We start from the raw sequence: 20,904 nt of genomic DNA on the forward strand, positions 1-20,904 counted from the left end.
GTAGCACTAGTCAATGATATTTATGAAAACGTAGCCATAAAAAATAAGAATCTACATTTACTATTCGCGAATACTGAAAATATTCGCGACTACATAAATCTACCCCAACAATCGACTATACCAATTCACTTCCCCGTAAGAAATCAAGTCAAAGATAGACAAGAAAACCGCTGTAATCAGTGCGAGTTTAATCAATTTATAGACAATAAACATGGTTGCTCCAATGGTGTTTTAGGTAGTCTAACGGGGACTATTTTACGACGCAAGTGTTTTAACTAATGAAACGAATACTAGGTACATAACACCTGCATCGAGTTAGTGAAGAGGTTATTCGTCAACCAGGAGTTACTTCGCTAAACGTTCGTAATATTTCATTGGGGAATGTAAAAAGAGAGATAAAATGGAGGCGCCTCCCGGAGTCGAACCGAGGTCCACGGATTTGCAATCCGCTGCATAGCCACTCTGCCAAGGCGCCATATTGTATTGCTGAACTGAGTACTGCCTATGGTAGTAATACTTAGTAAATAGCACTTGGAGAAATACTACCTATTATAGATGGTGCCCCGGGCCGGACTTGAACCTAAGCACAACGCGAACGTCGAGGGATTTTAAATCCCTTGTGTCTACCAATTCCACCACCAGGGCACGCAATACTTTGCGATGCGCCAACCAATGTACTCTTCAATAAGAGTGGTTAAACACCATCTGTGTCTTATCGCTTACGCCATAAGATTTTAATTTGGAGCGATACATCGGGTTCGAACCGATGACCTCAACCTTGGCAAGGTTGCGCTCTACCAACTGAGCTAGTATCGCATTGTATTCTTCTTTCCAAAGAAAGAGAATGGAGGCGCCTCCCGGAGTCGAACCGAGGTCCACGGATTTGCAATCCGCTGCATAGCCACTCTGCCAAGGCGCCTTTTTGCTACTATCCCTCAGGTATCACTTATGATGGCAATACGATTTAAGATAGCTTGTTATATTGATGGTGCCCCGGGCCGGACTTGAGCCGAGCACAACGCGAACGTCGAGGGATTTTAAATCCCTTGTGTCTACCAATTCCACCACCAGGGCACGCAATACTTTGCGATGCGCCAACCAGGAACTCTTCAATAAGAGTGGTTAAACACCATCTGTGTCTTATCGCTTACGCCATAAGATTTTAATTTGGAGCGATACATCGGGTTCGAACCGATGACCTCAACCTTGGCAAGGTTGCGCTCTACCAACTGAGCTAGTATCGCATTGTATTCTTCTTTCCAAAGAAAGAGAATGGAGGCGCCTCCCGGAGTCGAACCGAGGTCCACGGATTTGCAATCCGCTGCATAGCCACTCTGCCAAGGCGCCTTTACTTTCAACACGTTATCGAGACACTGTCTCCGTGTGAGACGCATACTTTACGGATTGAGGGGGATTAGTCAAACAAAAACAGGAAAAAAACATCTGTATGCTTGGTAAATGTTCAATGCGCTTAGCTAAGCGCCAATATGGATAATATTCACTCGAAGAAACTCACATAAACTCACTCGATGAGCCGTTCTATTTAGATAGAAATTCCGTTACCACTTTTTCATGAGACGACCCACAAGATTAGGGTGATAAGACCAACAGTGATCAAACATATTCATCAGAGACGGATTGCCGTACTTGGATAAATTAATCGCATGGAAACGATTTTTGTTGTTTTTAAGCTCGTTAATTTTACCCACTAGCTCTTGTGACTGCTCTGGCGCGATAAAATCAGAGATGACGACCAAGTCTGCATTTTTGTAGGTATCCGATAACATCAGATCGATTGACTGCGTTAACACTGGCTCTAAGTCCGTTCCGCCATGAAAGGAATAACTTAAGAAATCTGCAGCTTCACGCAGCCCATCTTGTTTAGTTAGCTCGTACGTGATGTGTTGGGTTGAAAACAAAATAACGTAACACTCTCTGGACTCGGCTAAAGCGATTTGCATCAATGCATAAGCCATTGCCTTTGCACACTGCTCTGGGAAGCCGCTCATTGAGCCTGATGCGTCTACACAAACAATAAACGGGCCTTTATCTACCTCAATTTGGCTGTTGTCTGGTTGCGTAGTGCGAACCTTTTTTAACGTCCTTGTTTTACCCTGAGTCTTATAATTCATCAACCGTTTGTCAGCCAAATGTTTATAAAAGACCACTTCAAGTTCTGGGTAGGCAAGAAACATAGTTTCATTGGGTAGTAATTTATTCAGGTCATCGGACTCATGAATGCCCACAATGTCGTCCGTCGCTTCATCACTTAACTCTTCAACCATTTCTGGCGCTTCCGTTGGCGACTTATTTAGGTCAGGGTCATCTTGGTCATTTGCCATCCGACCAAGCTGTTCAGCAATGTCTTGCAAGCCCTTATTCTTTTTCAAAAACTCAGCATGGTTGTACATGACCTTAAGGTCAGTTTTAGTTAGCTTGGCCGCGGCCATATCCCACAAGCGACCAACAGCGGTCTCGTCCCCCTGCTCCGCAACGGTATCCATATTCTTCATGGTTTCCATACGCTGATAGAGATCAGTCAAAAACTTCTCTTTACTCGCTTCTAGCTCAGACAATTCTGCTTGTTTAATGGCATCTGCGAGGCTCTTGTACCAAAGGTCACAAAAATAGCGCGGAAACATCGGATTATGGTGTTGATTATTTTTATCAAGTAAACGTCGCGCTTGAAGATAAAACGCTGAGTGCCACTCGAGTTTTTTGACAACGTCATTAATTTGGGTGAAAAACGTAGCCTCGTCCCAATGAATCACTTCTTGGTACAAAGCGAGTTCATGTTGAAAGCGCTCCGTTTCACAAACTCTGGTCATTCGCTTTTTTACGGAGCCTCGCCATTTCAACAAGTGCCCTTTTACAGAACGTCTTACACCGCGATTTTCTGTCAACGCGGCAACTTGGGAGCGAGCCATTAAATCATTAACGGCGCTGTCAACGATGCCAGAGTCAGCAATCATTAACGCTAAATTTAATCCATCTGCTCCTAACATGCCCACTCCCTGTTCTAGTATGTGGTGACCGATTTACTCAAAAAATGATCGTAACCCTTTCACTCTCTGTATGACTTTTTCACTTTCTGAACTGGTACTCTCTAGCGTTTTTGTCACCGTTTGAAGACTTACTTCCATTTCCGTTGGGATCATAGGATCAATGAAATTATGCGGCAACGCACCATGGAACTTAGAACGGACTGAGCGCAAATGATGCTCCGCATGATGAAGTTGCGCTAAAACTTGCTGAGCTTGCGTTTCCCACTCTAGATGTAAGTCCTCATCAATACCCGACTTCGTCACCAACGTTGTTAACACAGAGCGATTGGCAATATCCTTTATCACCAAATTATTAGCGGCATCCAAATCGATTTTTAAGCGACATAAATGAGTATTCTGGTTCACATAACCATACACATCCCCGCCACCTTCCTTAATCGTCCGGTTTAGTTCATCACGAGGGATGTACACCCAGCGACTGTCGCCTTTTTCACTTTCAGATACCGACAAGTTACTGCGAAGCAATACCAATTTGACCAAATCTGTTGCTGCAGCCCCACTTTGTAGGATTTGGCTATGCTAGTGTCATATTGGTACACATCTTTTCTTAGTAAACCTGTTGTGCTCTCCATTGAAAGTGGCATCGCATATTCAGCTTCAATCTCTTCTTGCAGTTCGGCTAGCTTCTCTTTACCGTCTTCAATTTGTTGAAACACTTCTTGCTGATCAAACGCGTAATTTAAGGCAAAGTCTTGCACCACATTGTTTACAATTTCTCGTGACTCAGGGCTATTCCACAAACAGTCTTGTAGCAGCAATAGATCTAGCGGGTTAACGCTGTCTCGACCATTAAAAAACGCGCTCGCTTTTAACAGTTTAACGGCCTTCTTCCATCGTCTATCCGACACATACAGATCCGACTCAGATAAGCGCGATTTATTTTCATCTGATGCCGTTTCTAGCAACTGCTTTAGCTGATATAGCTTCTCAAAAACATCATCACTGAGTTCTACCGTTTCAAGATCTTGCTGCCACTGGTGGTATTCTTCATCCGTAATGGCCAGCCCATCCGGAATCTTAGCCTCTTGCGGCGTTCCCACAGTTAACATTGATTTGAAGTTTTGCTTGTTTTGTATGCGGTTGACAAAGATGCGTACCAACATGCGGTCATATAAGGCATCCAAACCGCTGTCTTCATCTGGCAATTCATTCGATGCCGAAACCAACAGGCGCATAGGTACGCGTTCAATATCACTGCCATTTTTGAATGTTTTTTCATTAACGACCGTAAGCAGTGTATTAAGAATCGCAGGCCCCGCTTTCCAAATTTCATCTAAAAATACGACTTGGGCCGTTGGTAAATAGCCTTTAGTCAGACGCAAATAGCGACCGTTATCCTTAAGCTCTTGAATACTTAATGGACCAAATACTTCTTCTGGCGTCGAAAAGCGCGTCATTAGATATTCAAAATAACTGCTGTTATCGAATGCTTGAATAAGACGTTTAGCAATCAGACTTTTTGCGATACCTGGAGGCCCAAGTAAGAAAACACTCTCCCCAGCTAAAGCGGCAAGCAGACACAATTTAATGGTTTCTTCTCGCTCGTAAACGCCGTCAGACAACGCTGCAGCTAGCTTGGTAATTCTCTCTGACCTTAACGCTCTGTCAGCATGGGAAACGATAGTGGGTTTGATCATGCCTATACCTCTGAGCACAAATTAGAATGCATAAGTAAATTTATACATTTGTTGACATTATGTTACAAGATTTTTCATTCACGTCTAATGTTACACATCACATTAGGCGTAAACCTATCCGATTGATTTAACGATACTTTAGGGGCTACTGCACGGCTATAGCGGTTCAACTCTTAGCCTAAAGTATGAGAGGTCACCCTGTGGTACTTGCGAACCTTGGCGTTTCTCGATGAAGCTTCAATGAAGTGTTCTTAATAAACTGCCCCACTAAGCTTGGGTGATAGCGCCACTGATTATCAAATAAATCCAGTACATCGGGGTTGCCATATTTCGATAGGCATAAAGAGTGAAAGCGATTGTATTTACCTTTAAGAGACAAGACCTTTGTTATTGTTTCACTGTCTTGTTTTGGGGTAATAAAATCCGAAATAACGAGAAGATCTGCATTTTTGTATTGATCCCCCTGCATCACGTCAACGGCATAGCGCAATACTTTACTTAAATCAGTCCCACCTTTAAAACGATAAGAAAGAAAATCAGATGCCTCTTTCAAGCCATTTACTGCGGTTAAGTCATAGGTAATAAAGGTCGATGAAAATAGAATTACATGGCATTCGCGCTTTTGTTCAGAGGCCATTTTCATTAATGAGTATGCCATCGCTTTGGCTGACTTTTCAGGAGCGCCATGCATCGAGCCGGAAGCGTCAACCGCGATAACCATAGGCCCTTGCTCTTTATCGGCATGGCCATTAACCTGCGTGGGTGTTTGCCATTGTCTTATGGTTCGCTGCTTGCCTTGCGCTTTATATGTCAGAAGACGTTTTTCGACAAGATGTTGATAGAATACCGTTTCCAATGCAGGGTCCGCCAAATACATGGCTTCATTAGGTAGCATTTTGTTAATGTCATTACTTTCATGTATACCGACAATGTCATCGGTTGCGAAATCACATTTCTCCTCAACAACAATATTATCAACGTATTCGGCTTTATTGAGCTCAGGCGCATCAACGTCTTGTGCCATCCGCCCAAGCTGATCAGCAATTTTTTTCAACTCGGCATTTTTTTCAAGGTACTCGGCGGCTCGCTCAATGTGTTTCCAATCCTGTTTCGTTAATTCTGAGCCTGCTAAATCCCATAAACGACCCAATGTGTGGCCACTGCCTTCTTTATGGAGATTCTCCATATCCTTTATTGTTTCTATTTTCTGATACAGCTGTTTAAGATACTTCGATTTTTGCTCGTCAAGTGTTTCACGCTGTTTATGCTCAACCGCCGAAACTAGGCTTTCGTACCAGTATTTACAAAACTGACGAGCAAATAGAGACTCAGGTAATGAATGGGGATTTGATGATAGTCGCTGCGCGTTTTCATAAAATGGCGACTGCTGAGGAATTTGAGAAACCACGTGGGTTAGTTCTTCATGAAACTCTCGCTCGGACAAATACACAACATGTTGATAGAGCGTCAGCTCAGCTTGTAATTCATCCGTTCCATTGTCTTTAATGAGTTTACGCTTGACGCTCTTTGTCCACTTGGCCATTGAAGCAGTGAAGCTCTGTTTAACCCCTTCATCGCTCCCCATTGCGAGCAGGTCGGTTTGTTGAACAATATCCCGTACCGCAGAATCAATGATTCCGGATTCAGCGACCATCATCGCTAAATTGAGACTATCTGCTCCAAGCATGCAACACCTATTAAAACGTCATAAAATCACAGACTTCCTGATATACAGAGTTTTTTAACAACGAGACAGACAGGTAACCCTAGTTTCCATTTTCGATCTGATAATGACACAACGTTGACCTTTCCACCCATCGACTTTCTTGCCGTGTTGTGCTCATATTACATTTACGCTTACTACTGCTCTAAATACAACATGACAAGTCTGTTCACTCGTACTAACAAAGCAGATAACCGATAACGTTGTAAAACACAGAGCTTCAATGGATGAACTTATGGCAAACCGCATTATTCACCAATGGAAGTCTATTTCCTTGGTCGAAGAAGACATCACGCTGCCTAACTCGAAGACCGTGACCCACACCACGATTAAGCATCCGGGTGCTGCGATTATTCTCCCCCTCACCGAAAACGGTGACATAGTGCTGATCAACCAATATCGACCTTCTTTAAAAAAATGGTTACTCGAAATCCCCGCAGGGACGATTGAAGCAGGCGAAGATGCAATAACCTGCGCACATCGCGAACTCATTGAAGAAACCGGATTACAAGCAAGTGAGATGCACACTCTTGGGCAAGTCACGCCACTCGCCGGATTTTGCGATGAAATACAACACCTGTTCATAGCCAAACGGCTTACCCCAAATCATTCTCATACTTGCGATGATGATGAGATTATCGAAGTGGTGACAATGTCACTTAAACAACTGCAACAGAAGATAATTGATGGTTGCATCACTGACGCCAAAACGATAGCGTGTTTAAGTAAAGCCACGCTATGTGGATATATTTAGGAGAGTTTCAATGGATTTTCGTTCAGATACCGTTACACAACCCACGCAAGCGATGCGTGACGCGATGGCAAATGCCCCTGTAGGTGATGACGTCTACGGAGATGATCCGACAGTCAATGCCCTAGAATTGTGGGCTGCAGAGCGTCATGGGTTTGAAGCGGCTTTGTTTACCACCTCTGGCACACAAGCGAACTTACTTGGATTAATGGCACACTGCCAACGTGGTGACGAATACCTGTGTGGTCAGCAAGCTCATAACTACAAATACGAAGCTGGCGGTGCAGCTGTGCTTGGATCAATTCAGCCACAGCCGATTGAAAACAATCCTGATGGGACGTTGGATTTCCAAAAACTAAAAGCCGCGATAAAACCGGACGATAGTCACTTTGCGCGAACCACCCTATTAAGCTTAGAAAACACCATTAACGGTAAAGTTCTACCCATGTCTTACTTGGCGCAAGCAAGGCAATTCGTTGATGAACACGGCTTAAAACTCCACCTTGACGGCGCTCGCGTTTACAACGCAGCAGCGGCGCTTGATATCGATGTCAAAGAGATTGCCAAACACTTTGATTCAATGACCATTTGTCTTTCCAAAGGACTCGCAGCCCCAATTGGTTCACTGTTACTCGGTGATCGTGCTTTCATTGAGAGAGCCAGACGACTGCGCAAAATGGTAGGTGGTGGCATGCGCCAATGCGGTATACTTGCAGCGGCAGGAAAGCTTGCGCTTACAGAACAAGTTGGCCAATTAAAAATTGATCACGCTAACGCAAAAAAATTGGCGAATGAATTGAATGCACTTGATGGTTTTAGTGTCAACGCAGACTTCGTAGAAACGAATATTGTCTTTGCCAAGCTTGATGAGTCGGTTGATATTGATGCCATCGCTCAACAACTAGCAAAAGATGGCATAACCATCACCCCCGGCAACCCTATTCGCTTTGTCACACATAAAGATGTTTCGTCTGAAGACATTGATGTATTTATCCAAGCACTGAAGAAGACGTTGTAACTCACCCAGTAATATTTCGCTTTACGACAAATCTTTTGTTGCGGAGTAACAAAACGGTATCCCTATCAAGGTTACCGTTTTATCACCAACCTAGCGTGCCTTTCTGAATCACTTCGTGTTTATTGATTGAGTCTAACAAACCATCAAAAACCCCTTGATCCTCCCCTAAGGGAAAGGTTTACACTACACGTCTTGTTCATCGTTCTATCGGATACTTATGCTTCGTCTTTTTGCTATTGTTTTTTCGACGTATTTAGTGAGTTTTACTGTCACGGCGAGTGGGTTTGGTGATGCCAATTTAGGTGAGCAAAAATCACCGAGCTGTGTGTTTTGCCATAATCCAAATGGCACGCCGACACAAGCTCACTACCCCAACCTAAATGGGCAAGATCCATTGTATTTATTTAATGCGATGAAGGCGTATAAATTGGGTGAGAGAAGCGGAGCCTTGTCTGACATGATGAAGGTGCAATTACAAAACCTAAACGAAGACGACCTAAGAGATGTGGCCGCCTTCTATGCTACTCGTGCAAACTAGAATAAACGATAACGTACAATTAACGATAAAGTACAGTTAACGATAAAGTACAGTTAACGATAAAGTACAGTTAACGATAAAGTACAGTTAACGATAAAGTATAACTAACGCTTTTTACCGCGATTGGCGTGGATTTTCATTTTCGCCTTCATGCGACGCTTATCTGAAGAGCGGCTGCGCCCTTTGATTGGTTTGTCGCTTTCAATTTCACTCAGTGGCTTTGGTTCAAACCCTGCTAACCATTCTTGTGGTAGGCGAGTATCCAGTAGCCTTTCGATGGCTTCTAGCAAGTATTGCTCATCATGGCTCATCAGTGACACAGCCAAGCTAGGTTTGCCCAGCACGGCCCGTTCGACCAATACGGTGTATATAGTCTTCCGCTTTGTATGGTAAATCAAAGTTAACCACTTGCGCTAACTGTTGAATATCAAGTCCACGCGCTGCGACATCGGTTGCAATAAGCGCTCTCACTTGCCCAGACTTAAAGTCATCTAACGCTTTCTGGCGTGCGCCTTGGCTCTTATCACCATTAATTGACGCCGCTTTAATTCCATCCAATTTTAGCTCTTTTGCTAACGCATCACTACCTTGTTTAGTTTTGGTAAACACCAATACTTGCTGCCAGTTTTTTGAACCAATTAAATACGCTAACAGTTCATGTTTGCGGCTTTTATCTACCGGGTACACCATTTGTGTCACGGTATCAGCGGTCGTATTTTCTGGTGTGACTTGCACTTCAACCGGAGTAGACATGATTCGATGCGCCAACGCTTTGATTCGTTGTTCAAATGTGGCGGAAAACATCAAGGTCTGACGCGCCTTTGGTAAGCGTCTAAGAATGCGATTTAGATCAGGCATAAAACCCATATCAAGCATTCTATCGGCTTCGTCTAGGACCAGGTATTCGCACTCGGCTAACGTGATATTGCGAACATGTTGATGATCAAGCAAACGGCCCGGTGTCGCGACGAGTATATCGGCACCACCTTTTAAGTTCTTTGTTTGCACCCCCATGCTGGTCCCGCCATACGCGACAACAATTTTGATACTCGGTTTCTTGTGCTAATGGGACTAGGTTGTCAAAGACTTGCTGCGCTAGCTCACGAGTTGGTGTCAGAATAAGCGAGCGTATCGCGTTGTGCGCGCATCTTGGCGTCGCGGACTTATCCATTAATTGTTGAATCACTGGGACACCAAATGCTGCCGTTTTTCCGGTTCCGGTTTGCGCCCCCGCTAACACATCTTTACTCGGCTAAAACATGGGGAATGGCTTGTGCTTGAATTGGCGTTGGCGAACGGTATCCTAAGCTGTCTAAGTTATTGTTAATTATTTCACTAAGTGAAAACTGAGCAAAGCTCGACTCTACGGTTTGGGTCGAAGATTGGGTAGTGTCTGACATAAATTCGCCAACAAGAAAAATAAAGGGACGCGAGTGTAACAGAAAGTCTATCAGAACCCTACTTAGCATCACTCTTGTCTTGATAGTTTTTCATGCTGACTTTAATTCTGAAAGCTCGTTGTGAAGACTAGTTGTGAAGTCGTTTTGTCTTCGATATTCTTATTATCAAAAGGACACGGTGGTTATTTCTCACTAAATCGTATTGTTCTATTGTGATTCGTTAGTGTTAAACCGCCATGGCACATAAAAAACATCATTAGGAAAGCTCATGTCTACCGTTAATACACGTTGTCCTTCTTGTAAGGGCGTTAACCGCATCCCCTCAGAACGTATTGTCGAATCCCCTAACTGTGGCCGATGCAAAAGTCCACTGCTCGATGGCGCCCCAATTGAAGGAACAGCCGATAATTTCGATACCCTGCTCAACAGCAACCAGCCGATCATTGTTGACTTCTGGGCCCCATGGTGTAACCCGTGTGTTGGATTCGCTCCGGTGTTTGAACAAACCGCGTCGGAACACAGCGGCAATGTCAGATTCGTTAAAATAGATACAGAAGCGCAACAGCAACTCGCTGCTCGCTATCAAATTCGCAGCATTCCAACCATCATGGTCTTTAAGAATGGTCAAAAAGTAGAGCAGTTAAGCGGCGCATTACCTAAGTCCCAGTTTGATCAGTGGCTGAAGCAATTTATTTAGTATCACACCCTATTGCCATCGATATTACGTTAAGCATTATTGATGACTCTTTTTCTAAAATCCGTGGGCGAACACCCCACATGTTTAGAGAAACGATGGGTAAAATTAAAGGGGTCCTTATACCCTAACCGCTCCGCAATCATGCCAATGGTCCAGTCATTATTGCGGAGCAAGTCGCACGCTTTGTCCATCCTTAAATTAATCAACCGACTTCTCGGCGACACTCCATAGAGTTGTTTGCAGATTCGTCCCAGCTGCACTTCACTCAAGAATGTACGCTCTGCCATCGCTTGTACAGTCCACGGTAAATGCAGTTGGCTTTCAATTAAGTTAAATAATGCTTGTACACGAACGGTTGAATCTGAAGTCTGCGTTTCAAAACCCGTGATCAAACGACATACTTCACTAACCAAGAGTTTACGATAACTCGCACGGTGACCAATGTCGTGGTAAAGCAATGTCATTAGCGCCCACATACGCTCACAATCGTGAAACGGCAGTACTTTTTGCCCCAAATTCGCTACAGGTAGCCAACGTTCCGTCTCTTTAGGCAAAAACCAAATCATACGCCAATGCTTGTATTGTGGATTAAGTTCAAAACGATACGGCTGATGTGCAGGTAACACGACAATAGAGTATGGCTCGATGCCTTCTACCGATGTTTGTGTCGTTAATACACCGCCACCCTCGATGGTAAACAGTAACGTATGCACATCGACTCCCCGACGTTCGACATGGTAGCCGTCAACTAGATTCGCCATGCCAGCCATAAAAATATCTTCCGACTTAAACTCGGGAATATCACTTTCTGACAAAAAACGTTCTTCACACTCGTTCGATAAATAAACTTCATCTTCCCAAGTTGATTTGACGCAAAATTGCTCAATGATTGATTTGCACAGGTTTTGTTTATTTTTGAACATGGCGATACTCGATTGTTTTCCTTATATTACACACAAAATTCTCGATGCTAATCACACTGTTTAAGGAGCAGCTATGACCACTCGCACTCACTCTATGTCATCTAAGAATGCTACTCAAAACCAAATGCTTGCCACTGTCGTGAAGCTTGGTTTTCCTGTGGCTATTCAAAGCGCACTGGTTGCGATTTTAGCAATGGCTGACGTGCTAATGGTCAGCGATTTTGGTCATGAAGCGACAGCTGCCGTTGGCATTGCCTCTAAATGGCACTTCGTTGCAATTATGATTATGGCTGGAATGGCCTCTGCGAACGGTGTCCTTGTTGCTCAATATTGGGGACGTAACGACAAACGCTCTGCAAAGACAATAACACAGCTTTCCATGATTGTGGGTGCCAAACTTCTCATCCCTGTCACGCTGGTGATTACCGTCTTTTCAAGCTTTATTATGATGCTGCAAACCAGCGATACGGCAGTGATTGAATTAGGTTCGACCTACTTATGGTATGCCTTTCCGGTATTAATCCTTACTCACGTGGTGATTGTTGCCGAATCTGCCATGCGCTCATCTGGTGACGCTGTCACGCCTTTAATGCTTGGTGGCGTGACGATTATCGTCAACATTGCTTTGAATTTCTGGCTTATTAAAGGCGGATTTGGTGTGCCTGCTATGGGTGTCGCTGGCGCAGCACTCGCGACGTCAATTTCGCGCTTATTACAAGTGGCATTAATCTGGGGTTGCCTTCACTATCGCCAACATTGGTTACTACAGGTGAAACAACTCGACTCCCATACTCGTTTATGGGCGTCGTATAAGAAACTGGCGGTTCCGACAACAATTAATGCCGTGCTATGGGCAATGGGCACACTCATGTATCAAGTCATTTTTGGTCATATGGGTACGACTGAACTTGCCGTCTTTAGTATGATTGGGCCGTTCGAATCCCTTTGCTATTCACTGTTTTTTGGTATTTCTGTGGCTTGCTCAATTTTGCTTGGCCAATCTTTAGGCAGAGACGAGTTTGAACATGCGTTTAGTATGTCAAAATTCTTCATTAAAGCCGTGTTTGTTTTCGGCATTGTGGTGGGAGGCTTATTACTGACTAGCCGGGATACTATTCTAGGATGGTTAAACCTGACAGATGAAGCACTCTATCCGCTCGCTTCCCCTGTAATGGTAATCATGTGCTGCGCAATCTGGCTACGTATGCTTAATTTGATCATCATTAATGGCATCTTAAGAGCTGAGCGGAGATAACAAGTTCTGCTTACGTATGGATTTTATCTCTATGTGGACGGTAGGATTGCCGCTCACTGCCATTGGCGCCTTTATCTTTGGCTTTGAGTTTCCAGTCGTTTATGCGTGTATGCTTATGGAGGAAGTGGTGAAGTTAGGTTTATGCTTCCATCGCTACCTTAAGCGCCACTGGATGAACAACCTAACGCTGGCAGCGGCATAAACGCGCCCATTAATTGCCATAACAATTACTATCTTCATAGAATAAAGTGCTTTAAGACTAACAAAAAAATACCCGCTTAAACGAGCGGGTATTTTTATTCACCAATGACAGCCCATTTATATGACCAATCTACTCTGGTGAGTCACTTGCTTGTTGCATTAAAAACGACGGCGACGGCTCAATGGTATTGATTAGGCTTTCCACTTGTAAAATGGCCTCAATCGCCGTGCTGTTTTTACGATAACTGACAAATAGAGGGCGCGACCATGCTTCCGAATCCGACACAACATACAACTGTTCAGACTCGATAAATGGCTCTACTAGCATTAACGGCAAATAAGCACAGCCACCTTTCTCTAAGATAAAATCCAATGCAATGCGTCCAGTCGAAGTCCTTAAATAAGGTGCTGGAATGTTAGGATGGCGCTCTGCGTGCTCAAAACTAAATTGCGTTCCCCAGTCCACATAGACGTACTTATCATTAAACACTTCCTCTAGAAGATGAGGCTGTGTTGAAACCAGCACTAAGGGCAGTTCCGCAATCTGATGACTCTTAAATTCTTCAAGTTTAAAAGGGTCAAACGAGAACGCTAGATCTAAGGTTCGCTCTAACAGCTTGCGATTTAATTGCTCTCGCCCCAACGACTCAGCAACAAAGCCATAGCCACTTAATGAATCCGTCACGACACTCAAACAATTTTGTAGATAGGCATCCCATATGTTGGGTGTGCCACCAATCGTCAACTGAAGCGCTTTATTACTCTCTAACGACAAGTCAAATGTCGCTTGTTTTAGGGTCGACACCATAATTTCAGCATACCCTACTAAACGCTCTCCGGCGGAGGTCAGTTGGATGTTATTTCTATGCCGCGTAAACAAGCGCGTATCAAAATGCTCTTCTAATTGCTTGATCCTAGCACTCACCGCGGCTTGGGTAATATACAAGTTCTCAGACGCGCGTCCAAAGTGCTTTTCCTTTGCGACTTCAAGGAAAGTTTGAAATACTTTTACATCCATAACCCACTCTCAAACAGTGTCTAACTCACTGAGCTTCTTTAATAATTCGTCCATCATTCTACCGATTAACGCCCACCAAATCATAAATAGTTTTTATGATTTCGACAAAAACAATTCACTTCCTTTCTTATCGGTTTCGCTCTATTTTCAGCGTTGAAATAACACCGAATTTGTTGCTACTCAACCTTTAGGTTCAACAACAGATCCGATTAACCACATTGCTATACACTCTATTTTTCATTGAGAACGCTATGACTGATACTCAATTTCGCCACGGTAAAAAACGTTTTTATGATGCCGCCAAATTCCCTCGTGGGTTTGCTAAGTCCGGTGATTTTACGCTTCTAGAAGAAGACATCTTGGTAACTTTTGGTGAAACCATGTTAGCGCTAGAGCTAGGTGCCATTTCGCCTGAAAACGTTGATGAAAAGCACTTCCTAAAAGTCATCGATAATCCAAGTAAAGCTAAAAGTAAACTTGAGCACACTTGGCTTAAGTATGTAAGACTCGCTCGTGGTCGAAAAGCGTTCCATACACTCAATAGTAAATCAAAATATCGTGAAGCATCAAAAGATTACGACTACGATATGGAAAGCGATAACGAATTAGAGCCAGCTTAACGCGTTTCATCCCCTTCCTCCTAGTCAAAGTAGAGCGTTTAAATGCTCTACTTTTTTTATGTCGCGTGTTTTATTACCGACGATGGCAACATGTTTTATGCCTCTATATTTCTATACTTCTATGGCGCTCAATTACGAAAAAACCGCCTACTGGCGGTCTTGATGCTCCCCTTTTAGCATAGTTCAACATACAAATAGTTAAGCATACTAAAAGGGGAAAGAAGCGAGGACATTACGGTTTCAAGCTAAAAACCAACAACGTATACGTCAACGCAGAAAACGTTAGTCAATCAAAAACGCTTTGCCTGGATCGACATACACTTTGTCTATCATCGCTTCACGCCCTAACAACATCATATAAGACATATCTTGACGATTGGTTAACGTCACCTCAATCGGCCACTCTCTATCGCCCAAGCGAAATAGGGTTTGAATAACGCAACGCTGCTCTGTGTCACCATTAGACGACTTAATGCGTCGTGAGTCGATAACCAAAGATTCGCAATGTACAATTTGCTCTAGATGATAAATATCTGGGTGCAAATCATACTGTACATACAAACGCCCCTCACGTTTAACACGAGTGAGGTTATCAACGTGCAGAGACGACGTTTTAGCGCCAGTATCTATGCGAACTTCTAGATCAGTGATCCCAAACTCAGGAAGACTACACAGCTCTAAGTTACCAATGATCATTCTATCGTTATATGTGTTTGGCATAATTTAAATGCTCGGTTCTACAGGAACAATCGAATCTTGCATGATTTCGATGTGTTCAAATACCTCTTCAGCGCAATCTCCAAAATACGCGATGTGATACATAGCTTCACCTTCTTGCACAAGCGGAATGTTTTGCTTGCCAATAATGATGCCTGCTCTGTTTGACGTAACTTGGCTGATATTGTTACCTAGTGGTCCATTAATATCAGCAAGTATGTCGCCTTTCTCTACCTTAGAGCCTAAGGCCACATACTCTTTAACAAACCCACTCGCATCAGCACGAGTCCAATCACTTCGGTTTGCAATAAACGGTTCAGTATTCGCCGCTTTAATACGTTTGCGGATCATACCCAACGCTTTAAGGACGCGAATTACGCCTTTCACGCCAGTTTGAATCGACAGTTCATCAAAGCGCAATGCTTCCCCTGCTTCATAAAGCAGTACACGAGCGCCATTATTTACTGCAGCTTCTCGTAGTGAACCATCGCGTATGTTTGCATTCAATAAAACAGGTACTGCGAATGCTTCCGCAAGTAGTTTTGTTTCTGGGTCGTCTAAGTTAGCTCGGATCTGCGGTAAATTAGAGCGATGAATCGCCCCTGTATGCAGATCAATACCGTAGTCACAGTGAGCAACGATACTATTTAGAAACGTATACGCTAATCTTCCTGCCAGCGATCCTTTTTTTGATCCCGGGAAGCAACGATTGAGATCGCGTCTATCCGGCATATAACGACTTTGGTTAAGTACACCATAAACGTTCACCATTGGAACGAAAATAAGCGTACCGTTTTGTAATTTCAAATTTTCGGCAATGAGTCGGCTAATAATTTCAATGCCATTTAATTCATCACCATGTACAGCCGCACTGACAAAAACTGTCGGCCCTTCCTTCTTAGAGCGTATAACCTGAACGGGTATAGAAACCTCAGCATCGGTATACAGTTTTGCTACGGGAATATTGATTTCTTTTCTTTCACCAGGGCGTATTTCTACGCCCGCAATAACAAGCTCTCTTGCCATTTAGCCACGTCCTATGGTTTTATTTTTGTTTGGCTTTGCGTTTTTTTCAATGAAATCGAAGATCAAGTCACCCACATCTTTGCCTGTCGCTTTTTCAATGCCTTCTAATCCTGGAGAAGAATTCACTTCCATCACTACTAGGTCCATTTTTAGACTGAAGAATATCAACACCACAAAGGTTAAGACCCATCGCTTTAGCTGCATTTACTGCTGTCGCACGCTCTTCTTTTGAAAGTTTAACAAGTTGAGCACTGCCACCACGGTGAAGGTTTGAGCGGAACTCACCTTCTGCGGCTTGGCGTTTCATTGCAGCAATAACTTTACCACCCACAACAAAACAACGAATATCTGCACCATTCGCTTCTTCAATAAACTCTTGGACCAATATGTTGGCTTTCAGACCCATAAATGCCTCAATGACACTTTCTGCAGCCTTGGTTGTTTCCGCCAATACCACACCAATACCTTGAGTACCTTCCAAAAGCTTGATCACTAGCGGCGCGCCGCCAACATTCTTAATAAGATCTTGAATGTTGTCTGGCTTGCTAGCAAACCCAGTTCTTGGTAAGCCAATGCCTTTACGAGAAAGCAACTGAAGCGAGCGTAACTTATCGCGTGAACGACTAATTGCTACCGATTCATTAACACAAAATGTTCCCATCATTTCGAATTGACGAACCACTGCTGTTCCGTAAAAAGTAATGGAAGACCCAATACGCGGGATAACAGCGTCGTACTGTGGCAATTCCTCACCCATATAACGAACTTTCGAGCTACTACTCGTAATATCCATATAGCAATGCAGGGTATCAATGATATCCACTTGATGTCCCCTCGCTTCACCTGCTTCTTTAAGGCGACGAGTTGAGTACAAGTTTTCGTTGCGAGATAGAATCGCAATGCGCATGGCAGTATCCTCTTAGATATAGTTTGTTGTTTGGATTGTGAAACACTAGGTATACGAATGACCGGAAAGAGCGTGCACCTTAAGAGTTTAGTCGAAAAAAATAAAACGATAATTTTTATCCTTAACGACAAATATTTTTTGTTGGAAAAGTGAAATTTTAGGCACAAAAAAACTAAGCCTAAAGTACGGTTTTTAGTTTAATAATTCATTCACTTAAAAAGTATGTAACAAAAAGGTGTGAATGATGTTATTTTTTAGCCATTTCTTTTTTAACCATTACCGCTGAGGTAACGACAAAAGCAATGATGAGCGCTAACTCCATGGAGTTCCCCTACAATTCAAAAGAAATTTCGCACTTATTATTAAGTTGCAAACCTATCTTACCAAAAAAATAACAATGTGACACTTTTTAATCACTAAACAACACGATATGGATCAAAAAAAGGCGCATAACACGCCTTTCCAAATCACATTTCAACAAATTGTTATTCAGCCGTTCTACTCATTAGGGTAACCATTTGGGTTCATTGATTGCCACTTCCAACCATCAGCAGACATATCTTTTAATGTGCGAACCGCTTTCCAACCAAGGTCACGATTGGCTTTACTTGGATCAGCCCAGCATTCAGCGATATCTCCAGGACGGCGATCGACCACCTTATACGGTACCTTTTTACCTGAAGCTTGGCTAAAGGCCTCAACCATATCAAGGACACTGTAGCCGTTTCCAGTTCCTAAATTGTAGATATGTAGCCCTTCATTTTGCTTTAACGTCTGCAGGGCTGCGATATGCCCATCCGCTAAGTCCATTACATGGATGTAATCGCGGACGCCCGTACCATCCTTGGTTGGATAATCGTTACCGAATACCGATAGGAATTCACGGCGTCCCACAGCAACTTGCGACACAAATGGCATTAAATTATTAGGAATACCCTGGGGATCTTCCCCCATTTCGCCACTTGGATGCGAACCAACTGGATTAAAATAGCGCAGTAACGTAATGGTCCAATCTGGATTGGCCTTTTGGAAGTCAGTTAAACACTCTTCCACCATTAATTTACTTCGCCCATAAGGATTGGTCGCACTTAAAGGAAACGTTTCTGTGATTGGCACAGATGCCGGATCACCGTATACCGTAGCTGAAGAGCTAAAGACAATATGCTTAACACCAGCGTCTCGCATCGCATCAACCAAAACCAAAGTACCATTCACGTTGTTGTCATAATACTCTAAAGGTTTATCTACCGACTCACCCACTGCTTTTAAACCTGCAAAATGAATCACGGCATCAATATTATATTGCTTGAGCGCACTGACTAACGCAGCCTTGTCTCTCACATCCGCTTCAACAAATGTTGGACGTTTACCAGAAACGTTTTCTATGCGATCAAGAACCGCCAATTTACTGTTATATAAGTTATCAAAAATGACAGGTGTCATACCTGCATTGATAAGTTGAACACACGTATGACTGCCAATGTAGCCTGCTCCGCCTGTTACTAGAATATTCATTAGCCAACTCCTTGTTTTTTATGCCGGAAAGTATAGCGCACCCTAGCCATGCATCGCAATTTATACGTATTTACAAAACCATTGAATCGAGCCGCCGCATACGTAGAGACAAACACATCGTGTTATCGCCCCTAACCGATACACTAAAATAGTAAACAGCTAGGCATTGCCTAATACACATAATTTCTTAATGCACCTTCCTAGCTCAGCGGGCTCTAATAGGCTTTCGCTAACGATTCCGGGTATCCCCGTGACTTAGCTAAAGCCTTTCCTCTTTCCTCAACCAAACCTAAGGAAAAATCGTTACTTAAAGAAGAAGACTCATAGCTTTTGACATCAAACCACTTTTCACTGATCTTTTTCGCCGCTTCCAGCGCGGATGACGCTTTCACTATTTCTAGTCTAGCGTAATTTTCCCCTTCAAAGCTTACATCAGCGGTTCTCAAACTTGGGTTCGTACCTGGAATTTGCTGAGCACCATAAAGCGGTTTTCCCGCAGGAAGTGCGGTTGCAAAACTGGGGACGTATTGGCTTAGGTGGGCTATAGCACTAAGTGAACGCTGGTTTTGAACTTCAAATGACCAGCCTTTCTCTACTTTACTAATAAGATAGTGAGGTAAGCATGGCTGCGCACTGGTTGGGCTCGAGTGCGCCAGACCATCTTTAAACAATGTGATATCCCCAGTCATACCGTGAAGTTGAAAATAGCCATCTGGATAAGGCGTCAGTTGAGCCATGCCTCGGGGCGTACCACGCTCGCCATGAAAAATTACCTCTGGCCACTTTTCATTGTTTGGTGTTTTCCAATGGGTGACATAAGCGGCTTTAAATTCGACCATACGTTGACGGTGATAGTGCATTTGGTCATCAATAATGCCAGTACGAAAACCACAAGCATTGACAACGTGAGCATAATGTTCAGATAAATCACCTTCACTGGTTATCGTCATTCCAGTTTCGCACGGTGCAACATGATCAACCTTAACACCAGTACGTATCGTTAAGTTAGGAAGCCGCTCAGCCCCTAATTCAATTGTAGCAGCGACTCTGAATAGACTAAGACCATACTCTTGTACTACGTAAATAGGGTATTTTAGGCTATCAAGATCGGTATGATTGGCAAATGGCGTCAACCAATCATCAAGGGTCTTTGGTGAAGACACCCCTCGTTTGCCGATTAGCGCTGCCAATTCTGCTCGTTCAATGCGCTGGAAGTACTGATCTGGATGGCCGAGTACCTGGTTATATGGATCCACTGCCACTAACTGTCGGTAAGTATTTCTCAGTAGCTCTAGTCTTGGAAGTAAAGCATCAGGCTCGCCCTTATCATTCTTGGGTATGGCGATCACAGTCGGTCGACGATTGACAGTATGAGGAAAAAAGCGCACAAACGCGATAGATTGCTTAAGTAAGTCGATGCAATCTTGGTGAGAAAGCTCTCGATAAAGGTTGCCCCCAGCATGAAGGTGACAGATCGGCGGCCCACTCACTAAACCAACATTTTTCTCAAATAATGTTACCTCAATACCTTGTTTTGCTAAAAAGAGCGCGACAGTGGCTCCAGCCACTCCGCCTCCTATAATGGCAACACTTTTACCGCTGGTTACCTGAGCATTAACTGAGTTCATTGATTCGTTTTTATCGTAAATTCGTTTAGTTTTTATCGTTATATAGAAGCACTATTTTATCGTGATAGGCTATTAAAAAAATCACATTTTTCATAATGTTTTTCTTGACATAATTTCACTGAATAACTGTTGAAAACACATTCCTCTTTCAAAATTTCGCGTCATCACCGACACATCAATGGTTATGCTTTTATGACACAATTTTTACTTTTGAGTTATCCCAAATGTTATCCACCGTTTTTGTGGATAACTCAAAAAGATTGCC

13 protein-coding genes, 7 tRNA genes and 4 pseudogenes are annotated in these 20,904 nt (G+C 43.3%); 6 read left to right on the plus strand and 18 right to left on the minus strand.

Translation table 11 applies throughout. The features are described 5' to 3' along the window. Positions 1-401 precede the first annotated feature (401 nt). From AC0L66_RS24090 to AC0L66_RS24135, 10 genes and pseudogenes are all read right to left on the minus strand, one after another. A tRNA-Cys gene (locus AC0L66_RS24090) sits at positions 402-475 on the minus strand. 81 nt (positions 476-556) lie between these two features. Continuing rightward, positions 557-645 (minus strand) — tRNA-Leu (locus AC0L66_RS24095). Between the two features lie 95 nt (positions 646-740). Beyond that, positions 741-816, minus strand: a tRNA-Gly gene (locus AC0L66_RS24100). A 29-nt stretch (positions 817-845) separates the two neighbouring features. Then, a tRNA-Cys gene (locus AC0L66_RS24105) sits at positions 846-919 on the minus strand. Positions 920-986: 67 nt separating this feature from the next. Continuing rightward, a tRNA-Leu gene (locus AC0L66_RS24110) sits at positions 987-1,074 on the minus strand. 94 nt (positions 1,075-1,168) lie between these two features. Next, positions 1,169-1,244: transfer RNA gene (locus AC0L66_RS24115), tRNA-Gly, on the minus strand. Positions 1,245-1,273: 29 nt separating this feature from the next. Next, positions 1,274-1,347: transfer RNA gene (locus AC0L66_RS24120), tRNA-Cys, on the minus strand. Between the two features lie 212 nt (positions 1,348-1,559). Next, the gene (viaA, locus tag AC0L66_RS24125; RefSeq protein ID WP_265673945.1) at positions 1,560-3,005 is read right to left on the minus strand and encodes an ATPase RavA stimulator ViaA; all 1,446 of its coding nucleotides are present in this window, start codon (positions 3,003-3,005) and stop codon (positions 1,560-1,562) included. 33 nt (positions 3,006-3,038) lie between these two features. Beyond that, positions 3,039-4,702, minus strand: a pseudogene (locus tag AC0L66_RS24130) (ATPase RavA domain-containing protein). Positions 4,703-4,895: 193 nt separating this feature from the next. Further along, the gene (locus tag AC0L66_RS24135) at positions 4,896-6,389 is read right to left on the minus strand and encodes a VWA domain-containing protein (RefSeq protein WP_473569759.1); all 1,494 of its coding nucleotides are present in this window, start codon (positions 6,387-6,389) and stop codon (positions 4,896-4,898) included. 271 nt (positions 6,390-6,660) lie between these two features. Between AC0L66_RS24135 and AC0L66_RS24140 the strand changes: the two genes are divergently transcribed. The 3 genes from AC0L66_RS24140 (at position 6,661) to AC0L66_RS24150 (ending at position 8,732) form a co-directional block, all read left to right on the plus strand. Next, entirely contained in the window at positions 6,661-7,179 is a 519-nt protein-coding gene (locus tag AC0L66_RS24140; RefSeq protein ID WP_473569761.1) for an NUDIX hydrolase, read from the plus strand. 10 nt (positions 7,180-7,189) lie between these two features. Continuing rightward, positions 7,190-8,194 (plus strand): low-specificity L-threonine aldolase, encoded by a 1,005-nt coding sequence (gene ltaE, locus AC0L66_RS24145; RefSeq protein ID WP_473569763.1) that lies wholly within the window; start codon positions 7,190-7,192, stop codon positions 8,192-8,194. A 217-nt stretch (positions 8,195-8,411) separates the two neighbouring features. Continuing rightward, complete coding sequence (locus tag AC0L66_RS24150) at positions 8,412-8,732, plus strand: c-type cytochrome (RefSeq protein ID WP_265673950.1); 321 nt, start codon at positions 8,412-8,414, stop codon at positions 8,730-8,732. Between the two features lie 104 nt (positions 8,733-8,836). Here AC0L66_RS24150 and AC0L66_RS24155 read toward each other — a convergent pair. Further along, positions 8,837-10,132, minus strand: a pseudogene (locus tag AC0L66_RS24155) (DEAD/DEAH box helicase). 268 nt (positions 10,133-10,400) lie between these two features. On the opposite strand from AC0L66_RS24155, the gene trxC reads away from it, so the two are divergent. Further along, on the plus strand, positions 10,401-10,829 hold the full coding sequence (gene trxC / locus AC0L66_RS24160; protein WP_265673952.1) for a thioredoxin TrxC: 429 nt from the start codon (positions 10,401-10,403) through the stop codon (positions 10,827-10,829). A gap of 29 nt (positions 10,830-10,858) precedes the next feature. Here trxC and AC0L66_RS24165 read toward each other — a convergent pair whose 3' ends face one another. Beyond that, positions 10,859-11,752, minus strand: a complete 894-nt coding sequence (locus tag AC0L66_RS24165; RefSeq protein ID WP_265673953.1) for a helix-turn-helix domain-containing protein — start codon at positions 11,750-11,752, stop codon at positions 10,859-10,861. A gap of 73 nt (positions 11,753-11,825) precedes the next feature. Here AC0L66_RS24165 and AC0L66_RS24170 point away from each other — a divergent pair. After that, positions 11,826-13,209: pseudogene (locus AC0L66_RS24170) on the plus strand (MATE family efflux transporter). Positions 13,210-13,338: 129 nt separating this feature from the next. On the opposite strand, the gene AC0L66_RS24175 reads toward AC0L66_RS24170, so the two are convergent. After that, complete coding sequence (locus AC0L66_RS24175) at positions 13,339-14,226, minus strand: LysR family transcriptional regulator (protein ID WP_265673954.1); 888 nt, start codon at positions 14,224-14,226, stop codon at positions 13,339-13,341. Between the two features lie 251 nt (positions 14,227-14,477). Here AC0L66_RS24175 and AC0L66_RS24180 point away from each other — a divergent pair, with 251 nt between their 5' ends. Further along, on the plus strand, positions 14,478-14,846 hold the full coding sequence (locus AC0L66_RS24180; RefSeq protein ID WP_265673955.1) for a MaoP family protein: 369 nt from the start codon (positions 14,478-14,480) through the stop codon (positions 14,844-14,846). 282 nt (positions 14,847-15,128) lie between these two features. Here AC0L66_RS24180 and AC0L66_RS24185 read toward each other — a convergent pair whose 3' ends face one another. From AC0L66_RS24185 to AC0L66_RS24205, 5 genes and pseudogenes are all read right to left on the minus strand, one after another. Beyond that, entirely contained in the window at positions 15,129-15,566 is a 438-nt protein-coding gene (locus AC0L66_RS24185) for an ATP-dependent zinc protease family protein (protein ID WP_265673956.1), read from the minus strand. A 3-nt stretch (positions 15,567-15,569) separates the two neighbouring features. Further along, positions 15,570-16,589, minus strand: coding sequence for a succinylglutamate desuccinylase/aspartoacylase family protein (locus AC0L66_RS24190; protein WP_473569766.1), 1,020 nt, complete (start codon positions 16,587-16,589; stop codon positions 15,570-15,572). Then, a pseudogene (rimK, locus tag AC0L66_RS24195) lies at positions 16,590-17,496 on the minus strand (30S ribosomal protein S6--L-glutamate ligase). Positions 17,497-17,994: 498 nt separating this feature from the next. Further along, positions 17,995-19,011 carry a UDP-glucose 4-epimerase GalE gene (galE, locus tag AC0L66_RS24200; RefSeq protein WP_473569768.1) on the minus strand — a complete coding sequence of 339 codons (1,017 nt, stop codon included), beginning with the start codon at positions 19,009-19,011 and terminating at the stop codon, positions 17,995-17,997. Between the two features lie 215 nt (positions 19,012-19,226). Then, positions 19,227-20,639, minus strand: a complete 1,413-nt coding sequence (locus tag AC0L66_RS24205; protein WP_265673960.1) for an FAD-dependent oxidoreductase — start codon at positions 20,637-20,639, stop codon at positions 19,227-19,229. Between the last annotated feature and the right edge of the window lie 265 nt (positions 20,640-20,904).

The organism is Vibrio sp. GJ43-1 (genome assembly GCF_055808835.1).

Coding starts and splice junctions, on each gene's coding strand:
- AC0L66_RS24140 (WP_473569761.1), top strand. CDS start 6,661: ATGGCAAACCGCATTATTCACCAATGGAAGTCTATTTCCTTGGTCGAA.
- AC0L66_RS24135 (WP_473569759.1), bottom strand. CDS start 6,389: ATGCTTGGAGCAGATAGTCTCAATTTAGCGATGATGGTCGCTGAATCC.
- AC0L66_RS24180 (WP_265673955.1), top strand. CDS start 14,478: ATGACTGATACTCAATTTCGCCACGGTAAAAAACGTTTTTATGATGCC.
- AC0L66_RS24175 (WP_265673954.1), bottom strand. CDS start 14,226: ATGGATGTAAAAGTATTTCAAACTTTCCTTGAAGTCGCAAAGGAAAAG.
- viaA (WP_265673945.1), bottom strand. CDS start 3,005: ATGTTAGGAGCAGATGGATTAAATTTAGCGTTAATGATTGCTGACTCT.
- AC0L66_RS24185 (WP_265673956.1), bottom strand. CDS start 15,566: ATGCCAAACACATATAACGATAGAATGATCATTGGTAACTTAGAGCTG.
- trxC (WP_265673952.1), top strand. CDS start 10,401: ATGTCTACCGTTAATACACGTTGTCCTTCTTGTAAGGGCGTTAACCGC.
- galE (WP_473569768.1), bottom strand. CDS start 19,011: ATGAATATTCTAGTAACAGGCGGAGCAGGCTACATTGGCAGTCATACG.
- AC0L66_RS24150 (WP_265673950.1), top strand. CDS start 8,412: ATGCTTCGTCTTTTTGCTATTGTTTTTTCGACGTATTTAGTGAGTTTT.
- AC0L66_RS24205 (WP_265673960.1), bottom strand. CDS start 20,639: ATGAACTCAGTTAATGCTCAGGTAACCAGCGGTAAAAGTGTTGCCATT.
- ltaE (WP_473569763.1), top strand. CDS start 7,190: ATGGATTTTCGTTCAGATACCGTTACACAACCCACGCAAGCGATGCGT.
- AC0L66_RS24165 (WP_265673953.1), bottom strand. CDS start 11,752: ATGTTCAAAAATAAACAAAACCTGTGCAAATCAATCATTGAGCAATTT.
- AC0L66_RS24190 (WP_473569766.1), bottom strand. CDS start 16,589: ATGGCAAGAGAGCTTGTTATTGCGGGCGTAGAAATACGCCCTGGTGAA.